The following is an 18,456-nucleotide window of genomic DNA, read 5'->3' on the forward strand; positions in this document are numbered from 1 at the left end:
ACCGCCTGCAAATCACGAAGATGGCAGTTTCCCGGTTTGCGCGAAGGGTTGCCTGTTTTTTCTCCGGGTCTCTACCCGCCTCAACGCGAAAGGAGCGTGTCATGTTTAAAGGGTCTTTTCCCGCCCTGGTCACGCCGTTCAAGAACGGCGAGCTGGATCTGGAGACGCTCAAGAAGCTGATCGAGTGGCACATCGGTGAAGGCACCAATGGATTCGTCCCCGTCGGCACCACCGGCGAAAGCCCCACCCTGACCCATCGCGAACACGAGACCGTGGTCGAAGAAGTGGTCAAGGCTGCCGCGGGCCGCGTGCCCGTGATTGCCGGTGCTGGCAGCAACAATACGCTGGAGGGCATCCGCCTGATCCAACACGCCGAGAAAGTCGGCGCTGATGCTGCGCTGGTCGTGACGCCCTATTACAACAAGCCCACGCAACGGGGCCTGATCGCACATTACACCGCGCTGCATGACTGTTGCGAGCTGCCGATCATCATCTACAACATCCCTGGACGCTCGGTCATCGACATGACGCCCGAAACCATGGGGGAGCTGGCCAAGCTGCCTCGTATCGTGGGCGTCAAAGACGCCACTGGTGATCTGAACCGTGTCAGCCAGCAGCGCCGCACCTGTGGTCCTGATTTCTGTCAGATGTCCGGCGAGGACGGTACCGCTCTGGGGTTCAACGCCCATGGCGGCGTTGGCTGCATCTCGGTCACCGCGAACGTTGCGCCGCGTCTGTGCGCCGAGTTCCAGGCCGCAACATTGGCTGGCGACTATGCGAAAGCGCTGGACTATCAGGACAAACTGATGCCCCTGCACGAGGCAATCTTTGTCGAGCCCGGCCTGGTAGGCGTTAAATACGCCATGTCCAAACTGGATCTGTGCAGCGAAGAGGTTCGCCTACCGCTGACCGGTCTGCTGGACAGCACCAAGGCCCAGATTGATGCCGCTATGAAACACGCCGGCCTGATCTAAGCCAACGCTGATCTTTAACAAAAAAACGCGGCCCAATGGGCCGCGTTTTCGTTTCAGCGATAGAGCCGAATTATTCAGCCGACAGATTGATCGCCGATTCGCGACCGTCGCGGCCTTCTTGCAGATCAAAAGTCACCTTCTGACCGTCTTGCAGCCCGGTCAGACCCGAACGCTCGACAGCCGAGATGTGCACGAACACATCTTTGCTGCCGCCGTCGGGTGCGATGAAGCCATATCCTTTGGTGGTGTTGAACCATTTTACGGTGCCAGTGGCCATTCCGTAGTCTCCTGTGATTATGCAGTCCGCGTAGGTGCGACTGCCCGGCGTAGTCGGTCTGTATCGAAGACTGAACGCCGCTGAAGCAGGAAACAGTAGGTCGAGATAGATAACGTAAGCCCAGAAGATATGGGGCCATCCCCGCATAACATCAAGCTTAAAGACAAAGAGCGGGCACAAAGACCCGCTCTTTTCACATAATTTCAGAAACTTATACGCCGCACTTGTGCAGGGCTTTGGCCAGCGCGGGCACGGTTTCCTTGTTCAGGCCGGCAATGTTGATCCGGGAATCACCTACCGCATAGATTGCATGATCATCGCGCAGTTGGCTCACGACCTCGGGCGAGACCCCCAGACGCGAGAACATACCACGGTGCTGGGCGATGAATCCGAACTGGTCCGAGCCAGTCAGCTTCCGCAGCTCATCCGCCAGCTGTTGACGCAGCCCCAGCATGGACAGGCGAACCTCTTCCAGCTCGGCCGCCCAATCAGCGCGCAGGGCATCGTCGTTCAGGATCATCGTCACCAGACGCGCGCCGTGATCCGGCGGGAACGAATAGTTCTGGCGGTTCAGATAGGCCAGCGTGCCCTGTGTCAGGGTGCTAAGGCCCTTGTCCGCAGTGACCGCCATCAGGATGCCGGTCCGCTCGCGGTAGACACCGAAGTTCTTGGAACAACTGGCCGCGATCAGCATTTCCGGCACGGACGAGGCCACCAGACGGGTCGCTGCAGCGTCTTCCTCCAGACCGTCACCAAAGCCCTGATAGGCAATGTCGATCATCGGGGTCGCGCCGGTTTTCAGCAACACGTCCACAACGGCCTGCCACTGAGCCAGGTTCAGGTTGGCGCCGGTAGGGTTGTGGCAGCAGCCGTGCAGCAGCACCAGATCACCGGGTTTGGCCTGAGCCAGATCTTCCAGCATACCTTCGAAGTCGACACCACGGGTTCCATTGTCGAAATAGCGATAGGTGACGGTTTCGATGCCCAGATGTTTCAGGATCGACAGGTGGTTCGGCCAGGTCGGGTTGGAAACGAACACGCGCACATCGGGGTTGGCCATGCGGGCCATCTCGAACGCCTGACGGCAGGCGCCGGTTCCACCAGGGGTCGCCGCAGCCGAGACATTGCCGCGATCAACCGCGTTTCCCAGCACCAGGTTGATCATCGCATCGGCAAAACCGGGATCACCCGCCAGCGCCACGTAGGATTTACTGGTTTCCTGTTCCCAAAGCTGTTTTTCCGCAGCCTTCACCGCGCGCATAATCGGCGTCTCACCCTTTGCGTTTTTGTAGACACCAACGCCCAGATCGATCTTGGTAGGGCGCGGATCATCCTTGAACAGCTGCATAAGCATCAGGATTTTGTCAGCGGGTTGGGTTTTCAGGTTACCGAACATTTCAGGCCTCTCCGGTTGCGACGGGCAAGGTGGGGAACGCCCCCCACTCAGACCACGACCCGTCATAAATAGCGTAATCGCTTTTCCCCATACGCTCGAGCGCAAGGCAGAGCACGGCGGCAGTCACGCCGGACCCGCACGAGGTGATGATCGGCTTGGACAGATCAACGCCGGCGGCCTCGAACAAGGCGCGGCACTCCTCGGGGGATTTCATCGTGCAATCTTCGTTCTGAAGATCCGCATAGTAGACATTGCGCGCACCGGGGATATGACCCGAGCGCAAACCGGCGCGAGGCTCTTCTGCCTCGCCGGTGAACCGCGCCGGCGAGCGCGCATCGACGATAACATAGTCACCCAGCTTGGCCGCCGAAGACACCTGCGTGACATCCTTGACCATATGCGCCTGACGGCGGACGGTCATGTGACGGTCACGGATGATGGGCGGCAAGTCTTCGATCTCGCGGCCCTCGGCGATCCATTTGGGCAGACCACCATCCAGCACGGCGATATTGTCCTGCCCCATGAGCTTGAACATCCACCACACACGCGGCGCCGAGAAAATGCCCTGGCTGTCATACACCACCACCTGGTGACCGTCGCCCACGCCAAGGGCCCGCATGCGGGACATGAATTTTTCAACCGGGGGCACCATATGCGGCAGGTCTGAACGGTGATCGCTCACGTCATCAATATCAAAGAAACGGGCATTGGGGATATGCTGCTGATCGTATTCGGCCCTGGCATCACGATCAGTGCCCGGCAGAAACATCGAGGCATCCAGAATCCGCAGGTCCGGATCCTTGCTGTGCGCTGCAAGCCAGTCAGTCGAAACGAGTGTTTTGGGATCGTCCAGTGCCATTTGAGCCCCCATTTGTCCGCTCTGCCCTGCCTACAATGCAGGGGGGCCTTAGGCAAGCCCGGCACGCCCCCTCAAAAGGCCGCACCGGACATGTTTTTCATAGAAATGTTACGCGCTGGTTTACGGATGCGCCTTACTTGGCCAAGGCCTTTTTCAGCAGGCCGATGACAACCATCACCACGCCGCCGCCAACGCCGCCCGAGGCGACCTGACCGATGATCGCGCCGATATCCAACCCGCCTGCGCTGCCGGCCATTCCGGCCATGCTGCCAGCACCCAGCATCGAGAGGACCTGACCACCCAGGCCCCCGCCCAGAATTCCGGCCAGCGAATTGCCCAGTGTACCCAGGCTGGCGTTCTTCATCACTCCGCCAGCAACATTGCCACCGACAGCCCCTGCGATCAGACTGATCAGAAGTTCCATAAGATTTCCTTCCATGCGGGCGTTATGTGTTTGGTTTCGGGCCACCCGTACCCTGACAGCCAAACGCTATCCGCTGGGGCGGGACACAAGTCAGGGGAAAAATCCGCGAAAGGCGTCAGTGATCTTTCAGCAGGCGCTGCTTCTGACGGTTCCAGTCGCGCTTGGCCTCGGTGGCGCGCTTGTCGTGGTGCTTTTTACCCTTGGCGATACCGATCTTCAGCTTGGCCAGACCCTTGTGGTTGAAGTACATCACCAGCGGCACAAGGGTCATGCCCTTGCGCTGGGTGGCGTTCCACAGGCGCGACAGCTCTTTCTTCGACACCAGCAGCTTACGCTTGCGGCGTTCCTCGTGCTTCCAGGTTTTGGCCTGTTCATAAGGGGCGATATAGCTGTTGATCAGCCAAAGCTCGCCATCCTCGACCGAGGCATAGCTTTCCGCGATATTGGCCGAGTTTTCCCGCAGGGATTTCACCTCGGAGCCCATCAACACCACACCGCATTCCAGATCCTCGTCAATCGCATAGTCAAAGCGCGCGCGACGGTTCTCGGCGACGATCTTATAGTTGGGGTCTGATTTCTGGTTTTGCTTGGCCATGCGCTCTCCTATCGCGCTCGTGGGGCGCTGTCCATATTGGCCGATCATATCGCTCGGCGCACAGATCGCCCGTTAATCAGGCACCCGCAATTGTCAGCGCCCCTTGCTTAGGCACGCCCCTGCGTCAGGCCTTCTGCTAAAGTGCTTCAAAAAATAATTGAAAATGCCCCGGCACTTTTCTGCCGTACAACATTTTGCATAAGAACTGAGGGTCGTTCCAGGCCCTTACGCGGGCTGCGCGTCTGCAAAACCAATCAATCCCCGGCCAACAAGGGGATCACCTGCACAGGAGCGAGGGATGACTGACACCACACTAGGAACTCCGGACCAGTTAAAGGATCCGAATTATACGCCGCCGATGGCCAAGGCCGTACCGCTGGGCATTCAGCACGTATTGGCCATGTTTGCCAGCAACGTGACCCCGGCGATTATCGTCGCGGGCGCGGCGGGTTTTGGCTTCGGCTCGAACAGCCCGGATTTTCCGAACCTGATCTACATGATTCAGATGTCGATGCTGTTCGCCGGCATCGCCACGCTGTTCCAATCTATCGGCATGGGCCCCGTGGGTGCACGTCTGCCGATCGTGCAGGGGACCTCGTTCGCGTTCCTGCCCGTGATGATCCCCGCCGTTGCGGGCCAAGGCACAGCGGGTCTGGCCGGACTTATGACAGGCATCGTGATCGGAGGCATCTTCCACTTCTTCTTGGGGACGGTAATCGGCAAGATCCGTTTCGCCCTGCCGCCACTGGTCACTGGCCTGATCGTACTGATGATCGGCCTGTCGCTGGTCAAGGTCGGTATCCAGTACGCTGCAGGCGGCGTGCCGCTGATGGGCAAGCCCGAATTCGGCTCGTTGGCCATGTGGACCCCTGCGCTGGTGGTGATCATCGTTACGCTGGGTTTCAAGTTTTTCACTAAGGGGCTGACCTCGGTCGCAGCCGTTCTGATCGGCCTGGTTGCTGGCTATCTGGTCGCGCTGGCCATGGGGCAGGTGAACTTTGGCAACATCGGCCGCGCCGCCGTTTTTGCCCTGCCGATGCCTTTTAAGTGGGGGATCGAGTTCAACTCGGCCGTGATCATCGGCATGTGCTTCATGGCCTTCATTTCGGCCATCGAAACCGTGGGTGACGTCAGCGGCATCACCAAAGGTGGCGCTGGCCGCGAGGCAACGGACAAGGAAATCTCGGGCGCGACCTATGCGGACGGTCTGGGGTCTGCCATCGCAGGCGTGTTCGGCGGCCTGCCCAACACCTCGTTCAGCCAGAACGTCGGGCTGATCAGCATCACCGGCGTCATGAGCCGTCACGTCGTCACCATCGGCGCGATTTTCCTGATCCTGTGCGGGTTGATCCCCAAATTCGGGGCCATCGTCTCGACCGTGCCGATCAACGTGCTGGGTGGCGGTGTGATCGTCATGTTCGGCATGGTTGCCGCAGCCGGTATCAACATGCTGTCCGAGGTCAAATGGAACCGCCGCAACATGGTGATCTTTGCGATCTCGCTGTCGGTTGGTTTCGGCCTGCAACTGGTGCCGACCGCTCTGCAGCACATGCCGAAAACCGCGCAGATCCTGCTGACCAGCGGGCTGCTGCCAGCGGCTGGCCTGTCGATCATTCTGAACCTTGTGCTGCCAGAAGAGCTGGACTGACACCAGCCTCTAAATTCACTAGAAAACACTGTGAAAGGGTCCGCTATTCCAGCGGGCCCTTTCTTTTTGGAAGATATTTCGCTTGAATCGAGAATATTCAGCCCAGAGTCATTGAATTATACATTCATATTACTCTATATGTTTGCAAGCATCCTGACTCCCGTCAAAAGGACACCTCCGCATGGACCCCAAGAAAATCTCCGCAGAACTGTCTGTCGCCGAACAGATCACCCCCGAGGATATCCCCGCGCTGGCCGCTGCCGGGTTTCGGTCGATCATCTGCAACCGCCCGGATGGCGAAGCCGCTGACCAGCCCACTTTTGACGAGATCGACGCAGCCGCGCAGGCCGCCGGCCTGCAGACCCGTTATTTGCCGATCGTCGCCGGCAAGGTACTGGACGAGGACGCAGACGACTTTGGTCTGGCCCTGATTGAACTGCCCGGCCCGACACTGGCCTATTGCCGCACGGGGACACGCTCGACCACGCTGTGGTCGCTGGCCGTGGCGGGTGAGAAACCGACCTCGGAAATCCTCGAGGCGACCAAAGCCGCTGGTTATGACATGGCAGGCGTGGTGCGCCGCATCGTGAATGGCGGTAAGACTCCCACCGACGAAGGTGACGCCAAGTTCGACGTGGTGATCGTGGGCGGCGGCGCTGCAGGCATCGCCGTGGCCGCCAGCCTGAAGGCGCGCAAATCCGATCTGGACATCGCCATTCTGGACCCGGCGGACATCCACTATTATCAACCCGGCTGGACGATGGTCGGTGGCGGCGTGTTCGACGCTCAGACCACCGCGAAAACCATGGGCAGCCTGATCCCCAGTGGCGTGCATTGGATCAAATCCGCCGTCGCCGCGTTTGAACCGGCAGACAATGCCGTCATTTTGGATGGCTGCCGTGTGGTGAAATACGACCGTCTGGTCGTCTGTCCGGGTCTGAAACTGGACTGGAACCAGGTCGAGGGTCTGGTCGAAACGCTGGGCAAGAACGGCGTGACCTCGAACTACCGCTATGATCTGGCGCCTTATACATGGGAGCTGGTCAAGGGCCTGAAATCCGGGCGCGCGCTGTTCACGCAGCCCCCCATGCCGATCAAATGCGCCGGTGCGCCGCAAAAAGCGATGTATCTGTCCAGTGACCACTGGTTCAAGAACGGCGCGATCAGCAATATCGACGTGAACTTCATGAATGCGGGCGGCGTTCTGTTCGGGGTCAAAGACTACGTCCCCGCGCTGGAAAAATATGTTGAAAAATACGACGCCAAGCTGAACTTCTTCCACAATCTTGTGGCCGTGGATGGCCCTGCGAAGAAGGCTTCGTTTGACGTAGCCAAGCCTGACACTCCGGTCGAACGGGTCGAGGTCGAGTTCGACATGATGCATGTCTGCCCGCCGCAGGTCGCGCCCGATTTCATCCGCGTCTCGCCCTTGGCCGATGCCGCGGGATGGGTGGATGTGGACCAGGCAACCCTGCGCCACACGCAGTATGACAACATCTGGTCGCTTGGCGACGTGATGAACGCACCCAACGCCAAAACCGCTGCCGCCGCGCGGATGCAGGCGCCTATTGTGGCCGAAAACCTGGTCGATGACATCGACGGCAAATCCCCGACGGCGATCTACAACGGCTATGGCTCGTGCCCGCTGACGGTGGAACGTGGCAAGATCGTTCTGGCCGAATTCGGCTATGGCGGCGCGCTGCTGCCCTCGTTCCCGAAATGGTTGCTGGACGGCACCAAACCCACCCGCGCCGCATGGATACTTAAAGAGCAGATCCTGCCGCCCGTTTATTGGAAAGCCATGCTGCGCGGCAAGGAATGGCTGGCGAAACCTGAAAAAGTCTCGGCCCGCTAAGCGCCGCAGCAAAGGACCCCTCTTATGCGTCTGCTCAAACTGAAACGCGCCCAGCTGGAACGGCATCTGCCGATCCTTCAATGGTCGAAAACCTATGACAAGGACATGATGACCAGCGACCTGGTGGCCGCCGTCATCGTGACCATCATGTTGATTCCGCAATCGCTGGCCTATGCGCTGCTGGCGGGACTGCCAGCGGAAATGGGGCTGTATGCCTCGATCCTGCCGCTGGTGGCCTATGCCATTTTCGGGACCAGCCGCGCGCTGGCCGTGGGGCCGGTGGCCGTTGTGTCGCTGATGACCGCCGCCGCCGTAGGCAATCTGGCGCTGCAGGGAACGGCGGAATATGCCATGGCCGCGATCACGCTGGCCTTTATTTCGGGCGTAATGCTGCTGGTGATGGGCGTTTTCCGACTGGGTTTCCTGGCCAATTTCCTGTCGCACCCGGTGATCGCGGGCTTCATCACGGCCTCGGGCGTGCTGATTGCCAGCTCGCAGCTGAAACACATCATCGGCGTGGATGCCAGCGGGCACACGATCATCGAGATTTGGGGCGATCTGTTCCGCAATCAAAACCTGGTGAACCCCTATACGCTGGCCATCGGGCTTAGCTCGGTCGCGTTCCTGTTCTGGGTGCGCAAGGGGTTGAAGCCTCTGCTACTTAGCTTTGGGATGCACCCGCGTCTGGCGGATATCCTTGCCAAGGCCGGCCCCGTGGGCGCAGTGGCCGTGACCATCCTGGTAACCTGGGTGTTTGGCTTGCAAGACAAGGGCGTAAAAATCGTGGGCGACGTGCCGATGGGCCTGCCGCCGCTGACCATGCCTTCGTTCGATATGGAGCTGTGGTCGCAGCTGGCCATGTCCGCCGTTTTGATTTCCATCATTGGGTTTGTTGAATCTGTCTCTGTCGCGCAGACCCTGGCCGCCAAGAAACGCCAGCGCATCGTACCTGATCAAGAGCTGGTGGGTCTGGGTGCGTCCAACATCGCGGCCGCCATGTCGGGCGGCTATCCGGTTACCGGCGGCTTTGCGCGCTCGGTCGTGAATTTTGATGCAGGCGCCGAAACGCCAGCTGCGGGGGCCTTCACCGCAGTCGGCATTCTGCTGGCCGCGCTGCTGCTGACACCATTGTTGTTCTTCCTGCCCAAGGCCACGCTGGCCGCCACCATCATCGTGGCCGTTCTGTCCTTGGTTGATTTCACTATCCTGCAGAAGACCTGGACCTACTCGAAGGTGGATTTCACCGCAGTGGCCGCGACCATTTTCCTGACACTGGGTTTTGGTGTCGAAATGGGCGTGTCCGCCGGTGTGATCCTGTCGATCGGGCTGTTCCTGTATAAAACCTCGCGTCCTCACGTGGCCGAGGTCGGACTGGTCCCCGGCACGCAGCACTTCCGCAATATCCTGCGGCACGAGGTGACGACCCATCCGGAAATCGTGACCCTGCGCATCGACGAAAGCCTGTATTTCGCCAATGCCCGTTTCCTCGAGGATTACATCTTTGACCGCATCGCCTGCGAAGAGCCGATCAAGCATGTGGTCCTGATGTGCTCGGCCGTGAATGAAATCGACATGTCCGCGCTGGAAAGTCTGGAAGAGATCAACCAACGCTTGGACGATCTGGGCATCACCTTGCACCTGACCGAGGTCAAGGGGCCCGTGATGGACCGCCTGAAACGCAGCCACTTTTTGGACGCGCTGACTGGCGAGGTGTTTCTGGCCCAGTACGACGCGGTGGTCAAACTGACCAAGCCGAACCCGCTGGCCGCACAATAATTGACCCTATGCCCCGCAAGGCGTATCTGCGGGGCATGAGTGATTGGATCGGCATCATCGAAGACCAGACCGGCGCCCGTGGGTGGCGGTTTGGCTCTGACAGCATCACCCCGGCCTCGGGCCTGTCGACAGACGCGGTTCTGGCGCAACTGGGCGAGGCAGACGTGTTCGTCGTCGCCCCCGCCCGCGCCACGCAGAAAGTGCCGGCAAAACTGCTGCCCGAGGGCGCCTTTCTGGATATGATCGACGGTGCCTCGCGCCTGCCCGCGCCTTTGCGGCTGCAATTGCTGGGCTTTCAGGACGAGCACCCCGATTGGGACGGTGTCGTGCTGCTGCTGACGGAAACCCACTCCTATTGGTGTCTTCTGTCGGCCCGTGAACTGGTAGGGTTTCAGGCCTTTCTGACTCCGCGTTTGATCGCAGCCATGGCGGCACCAGCAACGGCGGACGCCGAGGCTACCGCCGAAACCCTGTCACGGCCTGAACGTCTGGCGGCGCATCTGGCGGCCGCTGAGCACAATCCCGCAGCCCAGACCGGCCACATGATCGGCGCCGAACTGGGGGCCGCGCGCGCGTGGTGGCTGGGCCAGCAGGTTGCGCTGATCGGCCCGCAAGCGCTGGCGCAATCCTATGCTGCTGGGCTGACCGCCCAAGGCGTTCCCTGTTCCAAACACGATGATCCCAGCGCGCGCGGCCTGTACGTGCTGCGCAGTGCGCAAACCTGACCCCACGCGCCGCCTTGTCAGCGCCCCGCACCCGTGCCACCCTGCCCGCGAAACCGTAACGGGAGGCAACGGTGCAGACCGACACCCAGCTGATGCAAACTCACCTGCCGCAGGTGACGGAACCGCGCAATCCGGGGATGGAACTGGATCTGGAGTGGGTCCGTTCTGCGCAGGCCAATACCTCGGCGATTGAGCGCCGCGCGGCCACCCTGCCCGGCCGCCGCAGTGTGAAAAAGGACTATCAGGCCGCGTGGCTGTGTAAGGCCATCACCTGTATCGACCTGACCACCCTGTCGGGCGATGACACTGCTGGCCGCGTTGCCCGGCTGTGCGCCAAGGCCCGCCAACCCGTACGCCCCGACATTCTGAATGCGCTGGGAATGGAGGGCCTGACCACCGGGGCCGTCTGCGTTTACCACGAAATGGTCGCCCCCGCCGTCGCCGCGCTGGAGGGGACCAATATCCCCGTCGCTGCCGTGTCCACGGGCTTTCCCGCTGGCCTGTCGCCCCTGCACCTGCGAATCGCCGAGATCGAGGAAAGCGTAAAGGCCGGCGCACACGAGATCGACATCGTGATCTCGCGCCGCCACGTTCTGACCGGCAATTGGCGGGCGCTGTATGACGAAATGCAGGCCTTCCGCGCCGCCTGCGGTGATGCCCATGTCAAAGCGATCCTCGCCACCGGAGAGCTGGGCAGCCTGCGCAATGTCGCGCGGGCATCGCTTGTCTGCATGATGGCCGGGGCTGATTTCATCAAGACCTCGACTGGTAAGGAAAGCATCAACGCCACTCTGCCCGTTAGCCTGGTGATGATCCGCGCGATCCGCGACTATTACCAGCGTACCGGCATCCGCGTGGGGTACAAACCAGCTGGCGGAATCTCCAAGGCGAAGGACGCGCTGGTTTATCTGTCGCTGATCAAAGAAGAGCTGGGAACCCGCTGGCTGCAACCCGACCTGTTCCGGTATGGCGCCTCGTCCCTGCTGGGCGATATCGAACGTCAGCTGGAACACCACGTCACCGGCGCCTACTCCGCCTCGTACCGCCATCCAATGGGCTAAACACATGACTGTCAAAGATATTTTCGAAAGTATGGACTATGGCCCCGCCCCCGAAAGCGCCGCCGACGCGCTGGCTTGGCTGATTGATCAGGGCGACCGGTTTGGCCATTTCATCGACGGGGAATTCACGGAACCGGGCGATGGGTTTTTGTCAAAAAATCCCGCAACCGGGGAAACGCTGGCCACGCTGACCCAAGCCACCCAAGCGGATGTGGATGCCGCCGTTGCCGCTGCCCGCAGGGCGCAGGGCAAATGGGCCAAACTGGGCGGCCACAGGCGTGCAAAATACCTCTATGCCTTGGCGCGGCTGCTGCAAAAACACGCCCGCCTGTTCGCGGTGCTTGAGACGTTGGACAACGGCAAACCCATCCGTGAAGCGCGCGACATCGACATCCCGCTGGCCCAGCGACATTTCTATTACCACGCTGGCATGGCCCAGCTGATGGAGGACGAGTTGCCCGGTCGCGCGCCCATCGGCGTTTGCGGTCAGATCATCCCGTGGAACTTCCCCCTGTTGATGCTGGCGTGGAAGGTCGCGCCCGCACTGGCCATGGGGAACACGGTGGTACTGAAACCGGCCGAGTATACCTCGCTGACCGCGCTGCTGTTCGCTGATATCTGCCGTCAGGCCGGTCTGCCCAAAGGGGTCGTGAACATCATCACCGGCGACGGGGCCGTGGGGCAGATGATCACCGCGCACCCGGATATCGACAAAATCGCCTTCACCGGCTCGACCGAGGTGGGCCGCCAGATCCGCACCGCCACGGCGGGCAGCGGCAAGGCCCTGACGCTCGAGCTGGGCGGGAAATCCCCGTATATCGTGTTCGATGACGCGGATATCGACTCGGCGATCGAAGGGCTGGTGGACGCCATTTGGTTCAATCAGGGGCAGGTCTGCTGCGCCGGTTCCCGCCTGCTGGTCCAAGAAGGCATTGCTGATCGGTTCCATGATAAGCTCCGCGCCCGCATGGCCACGCTGCGCATTGGCAACCCGCTGGACAAATGCATCGACGTGGGCGCCGTGGTGGACCCTGTGCAGTTGCAAATAATCACTGACATGGTGGACAGCTGCGAGGACGGAGAGATCTTTCGCGCCGACACGGACCTGCCCGAGGGCTGTTTCTATCCTCCGACGCTGATTACCGGCCTGACACCCGCGCATCCCCTGATGCAGGACGAGATTTTCGGTCCGGTTTTGGTGTCCTGCACCTTCCGCACTCCGGCCGAGGCGGTGCAGCTGGCCAACAACACTCGCTATGGGCTGGCCGCGACGGTCTGGACGGAAAATGTGAACCTTGCGCTGGATATCGCTCCGAAATTGATCGCGGGCGTGGTCTGGGTGAACGCCACCAACCTGTTCGACGCCGCCGTCGGTTTCGGGGGCGTCCGCGAAAGCGGGTTCGGCCGTGAAGGTGGCTGGGAAGGCCTGCGCGCCTATACCAAACCCAGCGGCAAACCCAAGACCTTGTCCCCGATCCTGCCACACGAAGGCAGTGCTGGCCCCGAGGGGCTGGACCGCACACCCAAGCTCTATATCGGGGGCAAACAGGCACGGCCCGATGGGGGGTATTCCAAATCGGTCTACAGCAAATCCGGTAAGCTGCTGGGTCAAGTTCCGATTGCCAGCCGCAAGGACGTGCGCAACGCGGTCGAAGCCGCACGCGGGGCTGCCGGTTGGGCCAAGGCAACGGCGCATCTTCGGGCTCAGATCCTGTTTTACATCGGGGAGAACCTCAGCGCGCGCGCCGATGAATTTGCCGCCCGGATTGATGCGATGGTCGGAGGGCGGCAAGGGCACAAAGAGGTCGACGCCGCCATCAGCCGGCTGTTCACCAATGCCGCCTGGGCGGACAAATTCGACGGGGCAGTGAAACCCGTGCCCCTGCGCGGAGCGGCGATGGCGATGCGCGAACCTGTCGGCGTGATCGGTGTGATCTGCCCGGACGAAGCGCCGCTGCTGGGGCTGGTGTCCACGATGGCGCCGGCGATTGCGATGGGCAACCGCGTGGTTCTGACCGCCAGCCAGGCCTTTCCGCTGGCCGCGACTGATTTCTATCAGGTGCTGGACACCTCGGACGTGCCTGCAGGCGTGGTGAACATCCTGACCGGTCCCGCCAGTGATCTGGCCGACACGCTGGCGAAACATATGGATGTGGATGCGGTGTGGAGTTTTTCGTCCGCTGACCTCTCCGCCCAGATCGAGGCCGCCAGCGCCGGGAACCTGAAACGCACCTGGGTCAATAACGGTCAGGTGCGTGATTGGGGTAAGGCAGATGCGCAAACCTTCCTGAATGCCGCGACCGAGGTGAAAACGATCTGGGTGCCCTACGGCGAAGGATAAAGCCAGCCCGTTTCAGGGCTGGCTTCGGTATTCGGAACAATGACGCTTAGACGTCTGACAGCTCTTTCTTGTGCATCCATTCGGCGTGTTTGGGGGCCTTTTTGGTGCGCGACCATTCCTCCAGCATGTCCCATTTTACCTCGTTCAGACGCTCCAGCATCGCGTCTTCTTCGGGATCGGGGCTGGCAAGCTCGATACGGTGACCATTCGGATCAAAGAAATAGATCGAGTGGAAAATCGAGTGGTCCGTGACCCCCAGAACCTCGACGCCCTTGGCCTCCAGGTTTTCCTTGAAGGCAACCAGTTCATCACGGTCTTTTACTTTGAAAGCAATGTGCTGCACCCAGACAGGCGTGTTTTCATCGCGGCCCATTTCCGGCTTGGTGGGCAGTTCAAAGAACGCCAGAACGTTGCCCATACCCGCATCCAGGAACACGTGCATGTAGGGATCAGGCTCGTGGGTCGAGGGCACGTGATCCTCGGCAATTGCCAGGATGAAATCCATGTTCAGCATGTCGCGATACCATTCGACGGTCTGTTTCGCGTCCTTACAGCGATATGCGACGTGGTGGATTTGTTCGATTTTCATGTGGCCTCTCCTCGGGGTGTGATGACTGTTGAGAGAGGGGATAATTGTTACATTTGTAACCATCAACGCATTTTTTTGACGATCTTCCGAAAAGAGAAACCATCCTAAAGGGGATCGGTGCGGAACAACCGGATTTTCAGACCACCATGCGCAATGGTTGGCCCCGGGTTCACAAAGGGCAGCGCGGTGGCCTTGGCCAGCGCATTATCCGAGGTCACGATGCCCACGCGCCAGCCCTTGAACCGTTCTTTCAGAACCGCGCCCATGGCCCCATACAATCCGAACAAGGGCTTCTTGTTCCCGATCCGCGCACCATAGGGCGGGTTGACGATCACCAGCCCTGCGGGGCCGTCAGGCGGGGTGATGTCACCAATGGATTTCATCTGGAAATCAGTCCATTCAGCCACGCCCGCGCGCTCGGCATTGGCCTGGCTCATGCGGATCGCGCCCGCGTCACGGTCGGAGCCATGGTAACGCTGCAACGGGTCAGAGGGTTCGGGCGCCGCCTGCGACTTCAACTGAGCCCAGGCGTTCGCGTCGAAACTGGCCAGCTGTTCGAACGCAAAACTGCGTGTCCGGCCAGGGGCAAGACCTGCGGCCATCTCGGCCGCTTCGATCACGAAAGTGCCCGAGCCGCACATCGGATCCAGAACCGGCTCTCCTTCGGTGTAGCCACATTCGCGCAGGATCATCGCCGCCATAGTCTCGCGCATGGGGGCCTTGTTGACCGCTTCTTTGTGGCCACGTTTGTGCAGACTTTCACCCGAGGTATCGACGCTGAAGGTGACCAGATTGTCGTCGATCCGGGTCTTGATCACCATCCGGGCGTCCGGCGCCACGGTCAGGCCAGCGGCGGTCAGACCGCCCTCGATCCGCTGAGCCGCAGCGCCTGCGTGATAGATCTTGGATTTTTTGCACGTCACCTCGACCCGCACGGGCATGTCCGCACGCAGCACAGCGCCCCAGTCGAATTTCTTTGACCGTTTGTCCAGCTGGGCAAGGTGGAACGCCCGAAACGAGCCGATCCGCGCCAACACCCGTGTGGCCCCGCGCAGCATCAGGTTGGCGCGCCACACCTCGGGCCAGCCACCCTGAAGGGTCACACCACCCGGCACCACGGCAGCATCGGCAAACCCGACGTCTTGGGCCTCGGCGCACAGGGGGGCTTCCAGCCCCGGAGTGGCCACAAGAAAAATTTCAAAACGATCAGTCATGGCCCAGCCATAGACCATTCGCGCCGGCACAGCGACCGGATTTTACCCCGATCAGTTCGCCATCAGCCCCTTGGGTTGCCCCACCACGACAAAGGTCAGCGCCTGAGGGTCCAGCAAGCGCTTGGCGACGCGATTCACGTCCTCAAGCGTGACGGCATTCACCTTGTCATTCCGCGTAGCGATATAGTCGATTGGCATGTTGTCCGTTTGCATGGACACCATGATGTTCGCAATCGTGCTGTTGCCATCGAACCGCAGCGGATAGGCCCCGGTCAGATAGGTCTTGGCATTCGCCAGTTCGGTTTCCGAAACGCCAAGCTCGGCTAGTTTCTGCCATTCTTCGCGGATAACCTCGATCGCCTGTCCGACCCGGTCGTTGCCCGATGCGACCGAACCCATCCACAGCTGCGCTGACGCCTTGTCGACCAGATAGCTGTAAACGCCATAGGTCAGGCCACGCTTTTCACGCACCTCGGTCATCAGGCGGCTTTCGAACCCGCCGCCGCCCAGGATCAAGTCCAGGATATATGCGGCGAAAAAGTCCGGATCCTCGCGATCCATTCCGGGCTGGGCGAACAGCACCACCGATTGAGGGGTCTCGAAGTTTTCAACATGAGCACCGCCCGGAAAGTTCAGCTGGGCCGGTCCGGGCAGCGCGGGGCCGGATTTTGGCAGCCCGATGAACAGTTTATCCATCAGCGCAGACAGCTGGTCAGGCGTGATGTCCCCAACGGCGGCGATATACAGCCTGTCCTGCACCAACGCGTTTTGATGCGCGGTGACCAGATCGGCGCGGGTCAGGGCGGAGACGCTCTCCAAAGTGCCGTCCTTGGACTGGGCATAGGGATGATCACCGTAAATCAACCGCCGCAGCGCCTGACTGGCCAGGTCACGTGGGCTTTTCTGATCGGATGTGATCCCCGAGATGACCTGCTGACGCACTCGTTCAACCGCTTCTTCATCGAACCGTGGGGCAACCAGGCTGTCACGCAGCAGTGCCACGGCCTGATCTGCGTTCTCGGTCAGAAACTCGGCCGAAATGCTGACGAAGTCATCTGACACGCTGTAGGAAAAACGCGCGGCCAGGCTTTCGGTGGCGGTGGCAAAACCACGGGCATCCAAATCACCAGCGCCTTCCTCCAGCAAGCCGACCATCAGGTTGGTGGCGCCTTTCTTTCCGGGTTCGTCCAGCACGGCGCCACCGCGAAATCGCAGTTCCAGCGCCGTAAATGGGATCGAGTGGTCCTCGACCAGCCAAGCGGTGAAACCGCCGTCCGAGCGGACCTCTTGGATATTCACCTCGGCCCAGGCGGGCAGAGCGATCACACTGACAACAAGGGCAAAAACCGTACGCAGGATCATTGGCCCACCTCCTCGTTCATCAGCCAGCCAGTGACGGATTGTTTGCGGTCAAAGACCATGCGGGCCGCCGACAGAACATCCAGAGCCGTCACGTCCTGCAGCACATGCGGCCAGTCCTGCACGTCGCGGATGGTCAGCCCCTGTGTAAGCGCGCGGCCATAGCGGTTGGCCAATCCCTCGGTGTTGTCCAGGGCATAGATCTGCGAGGCGCGGATCTGCATTTTCACCCGCTCCAGCCGTTCGTTGTCGATTCCGTTCTCCATCAGGTCCAGTAACACCTCGTCCATGGCGTCCTCGGCCTGTTGCAGGGTCACGCCGGGGGCGGGAACGACGATCACATCAAAGGTCGTATCGTCAAGCGAGCCACCGCGGTAATAGGCAGCAGTGTAAAGCGCGGTCTTGTCCTCGTGCTGCAACTTTTCGGCCAGGATCGAGGTCGTGCTGCCGCCCAGCACCTCGGCCAGGATGGTCAGGGCCGCGGCGTCCTCTTGCGCGCCACTGTCGCGTTCAGGGGCCATGTAGGACCGGCTGACATAGGGCTGCGCGACGCGGGCGTCGCGGAAAGTCAGGCGGCGTTCGGCGGTTTGGGGCGGCTCGCTGCTGCGATACCGCTCGTTCGGCAGATCGGGGTTTGCGGGGATCTTGCCATAGTGTTCTTGCGCAAGGGCCAGAACCTCGTCTGGCTGCACATCCCCGGCAACAATCAAAATGGCGTTGTTGGGGGAATAATAGGTGCCGTAATAGGACAAAGCGTCCTCAAGGCTCAACTCTTCCATCTCGTGTTTCCAGCCGATGACCGGAACGCCGTAACGATGGTTCAGGTATTGCACCGCGTTCTTCTGCTCGCGGTACAGCGCCGAGGGGTTGTTTTCCACGCGCATGTTCCGCTCTTCCAGGATCACGTCGCGTTCGGTGACGATGTCGGATTCGGACAGGCGGAGATTCTTCATCCGGTCGGATTCCATCCGCATCATCAGGGGCAAGCGGTCAGCCGCGACACGCTGGTAATAGGCGGTGTAATCATAGCTGGTAAAAGCGTTGTCCGTGCCGCCATTCTTGGCAACGGTGGCCGAAAACTCGCCCGGCGCCAAGGTATCGGTGCCTTTGAACAAAAGATGCTCAAGAAAATGCGCGACGCCGGACTGGCCCGGCGGTTCATCGGCCGAGCCTGCGCGGTACCAGACCATATGCACCACCACGGGCGCACGGTGATCCTCGATCACCACGACCTGCATTCCATTATCCAGCATAAAGTCCGTCACCTGCTCGGCTGCGCGCAGGGGTGAAGTCAATACCAGGGTCGCCAAGGCGGCGACGGCAAGACGGATCATGGGCGTTCTCCTGTTGGTTTCACAGCAAG

General features: G+C 60.7%; 16 protein-coding genes. 7 read left to right on the forward strand and 9 right to left on the reverse strand.

Annotated elements, in window-relative coordinates; all coding sequences use genetic code 11:
• The first annotated feature begins 101 nt into the window (after window positions 1-101).
• The gene (gene dapA / locus ACOQOQ_RS03460; RefSeq protein ID WP_420568748.1) at window positions 102-974 is read left to right on the forward strand and encodes a 4-hydroxy-tetrahydrodipicolinate synthase; all 873 of its coding nucleotides are present in this window, start codon (window positions 102-104) and stop codon (window positions 972-974) included.
• 70 nt (window positions 975-1,044) lie between these two features.
• Here the strand turns inward: dapA and ACOQOQ_RS03465 are convergent, their stop codons facing one another.
• The 5 genes from ACOQOQ_RS03465 to smpB all read right to left on the reverse strand — a co-directional run bounded on the left by ACOQOQ_RS03465 (window position 1,045) and on the right by smpB (window position 4,525).
• The gene (locus ACOQOQ_RS03465; protein WP_420568749.1) at window positions 1,045-1,251 is read right to left on the reverse strand and encodes a cold-shock protein; all 207 of its coding nucleotides are present in this window, start codon (window positions 1,249-1,251) and stop codon (window positions 1,045-1,047) included.
• 211 nt (window positions 1,252-1,462) lie between these two features.
• Window positions 1,463-2,647 (reverse strand): aromatic amino acid transaminase, encoded by a 1,185-nt coding sequence (locus ACOQOQ_RS03470; RefSeq protein ID WP_420568750.1) that lies wholly within the window; start codon window positions 2,645-2,647, stop codon window positions 1,463-1,465.
• 1 nt (window position 2,648) lies between these two features.
• Window positions 2,649-3,506, reverse strand: coding sequence for a 3-mercaptopyruvate sulfurtransferase (sseA, locus tag ACOQOQ_RS03475; protein ID WP_420568751.1), 858 nt, complete (start codon window positions 3,504-3,506; stop codon window positions 2,649-2,651).
• Between the two features lie 133 nt (window positions 3,507-3,639).
• A complete protein-coding gene (locus ACOQOQ_RS03480; protein WP_420568752.1) occupies window positions 3,640-3,930 on the reverse strand; it encodes a hypothetical protein in 291 nt (96 codons plus the stop codon).
• A gap of 115 nt (window positions 3,931-4,045) precedes the next feature.
• Window positions 4,046-4,525 carry an SsrA-binding protein SmpB gene (smpB, locus tag ACOQOQ_RS03485; RefSeq protein ID WP_420568753.1) on the reverse strand — a complete coding sequence of 160 codons (480 nt, stop codon included), beginning with the start codon at window positions 4,523-4,525 and terminating at the stop codon, window positions 4,046-4,048.
• A gap of 298 nt (window positions 4,526-4,823) precedes the next feature.
• On the opposite strand from smpB, the gene ACOQOQ_RS03490 reads away from it, so the two are divergent.
• From ACOQOQ_RS03490 to ACOQOQ_RS03515, 6 genes are all read left to right on the forward strand, one after another.
• Window positions 4,824-6,173: a uracil-xanthine permease family protein gene (locus ACOQOQ_RS03490; protein WP_420568754.1), complete on the forward strand. Its 1,350-nt coding sequence runs from the start codon at window positions 4,824-4,826 to the stop codon at window positions 6,171-6,173.
• 181 nt (window positions 6,174-6,354) lie between these two features.
• On the forward strand, window positions 6,355-8,028 hold the full coding sequence (locus tag ACOQOQ_RS03495) for a TIGR01244 family sulfur transferase (protein WP_420568755.1): 1,674 nt from the start codon (window positions 6,355-6,357) through the stop codon (window positions 8,026-8,028).
• A gap of 24 nt (window positions 8,029-8,052) precedes the next feature.
• Complete coding sequence (locus ACOQOQ_RS03500; protein ID WP_420568756.1) at window positions 8,053-9,804, forward strand: SulP family inorganic anion transporter; 1,752 nt, start codon at window positions 8,053-8,055, stop codon at window positions 9,802-9,804.
• Window positions 9,805-9,839: 35 nt separating this feature from the next.
• Window positions 9,840-10,529 carry a 2-dehydro-3-deoxygalactonokinase gene (locus ACOQOQ_RS03505; RefSeq protein ID WP_420568757.1) on the forward strand — a complete coding sequence of 230 codons (690 nt, stop codon included), beginning with the start codon at window positions 9,840-9,842 and terminating at the stop codon, window positions 10,527-10,529.
• A 92-nt stretch (window positions 10,530-10,621) separates the two neighbouring features.
• Entirely contained in the window at window positions 10,622-11,590 is a 969-nt protein-coding gene (gene deoC, locus ACOQOQ_RS03510; protein ID WP_420569727.1) for a deoxyribose-phosphate aldolase, read from the forward strand.
• 4 nt (window positions 11,591-11,594) lie between these two features.
• Complete coding sequence (locus tag ACOQOQ_RS03515; RefSeq protein WP_420568758.1) at window positions 11,595-13,931, forward strand: aldehyde dehydrogenase family protein; 2,337 nt, start codon at window positions 11,595-11,597, stop codon at window positions 13,929-13,931.
• Between the two features lie 46 nt (window positions 13,932-13,977).
• On the opposite strand, the gene ACOQOQ_RS03520 is transcribed toward ACOQOQ_RS03515, so the two are convergent.
• The 4 genes from ACOQOQ_RS03520 to ACOQOQ_RS03535 all read right to left on the reverse strand — a co-directional run bounded on the left by ACOQOQ_RS03520 (window position 13,978) and on the right by ACOQOQ_RS03535 (window position 18,427).
• On the reverse strand, window positions 13,978-14,520 hold the full coding sequence (locus ACOQOQ_RS03520; protein WP_420568759.1) for a VOC family protein: 543 nt from the start codon (window positions 14,518-14,520) through the stop codon (window positions 13,978-13,980).
• A 104-nt stretch (window positions 14,521-14,624) separates the two neighbouring features.
• Complete coding sequence (locus ACOQOQ_RS03525; RefSeq protein WP_420568760.1) at window positions 14,625-15,734, reverse strand: THUMP domain-containing class I SAM-dependent RNA methyltransferase; 1,110 nt, start codon at window positions 15,732-15,734, stop codon at window positions 14,625-14,627.
• A 51-nt stretch (window positions 15,735-15,785) separates the two neighbouring features.
• Window positions 15,786-17,096: a M16 family metallopeptidase gene (locus tag ACOQOQ_RS03530; RefSeq protein ID WP_420568761.1), complete on the reverse strand. Its 1,311-nt coding sequence runs from the start codon at window positions 17,094-17,096 to the stop codon at window positions 15,786-15,788.
• Window positions 17,093-18,427 (reverse strand): M16 family metallopeptidase, encoded by a 1,335-nt coding sequence (locus ACOQOQ_RS03535; protein ID WP_420568762.1) that lies wholly within the window; start codon window positions 18,425-18,427, stop codon window positions 17,093-17,095. The genes ACOQOQ_RS03530 and ACOQOQ_RS03535 overlap by 4 nt, the downstream gene beginning before the upstream one ends.
• Window positions 18,428-18,456: the final 29 nt, after the last annotated feature.

Origin of the sequence: Thalassovita sp., from assembly GCF_965218685.1 — a bacterium.
Taxonomy (GTDB): Bacteria; Pseudomonadota; Alphaproteobacteria; order Rhodobacterales; family Rhodobacteraceae; genus Thalassobius.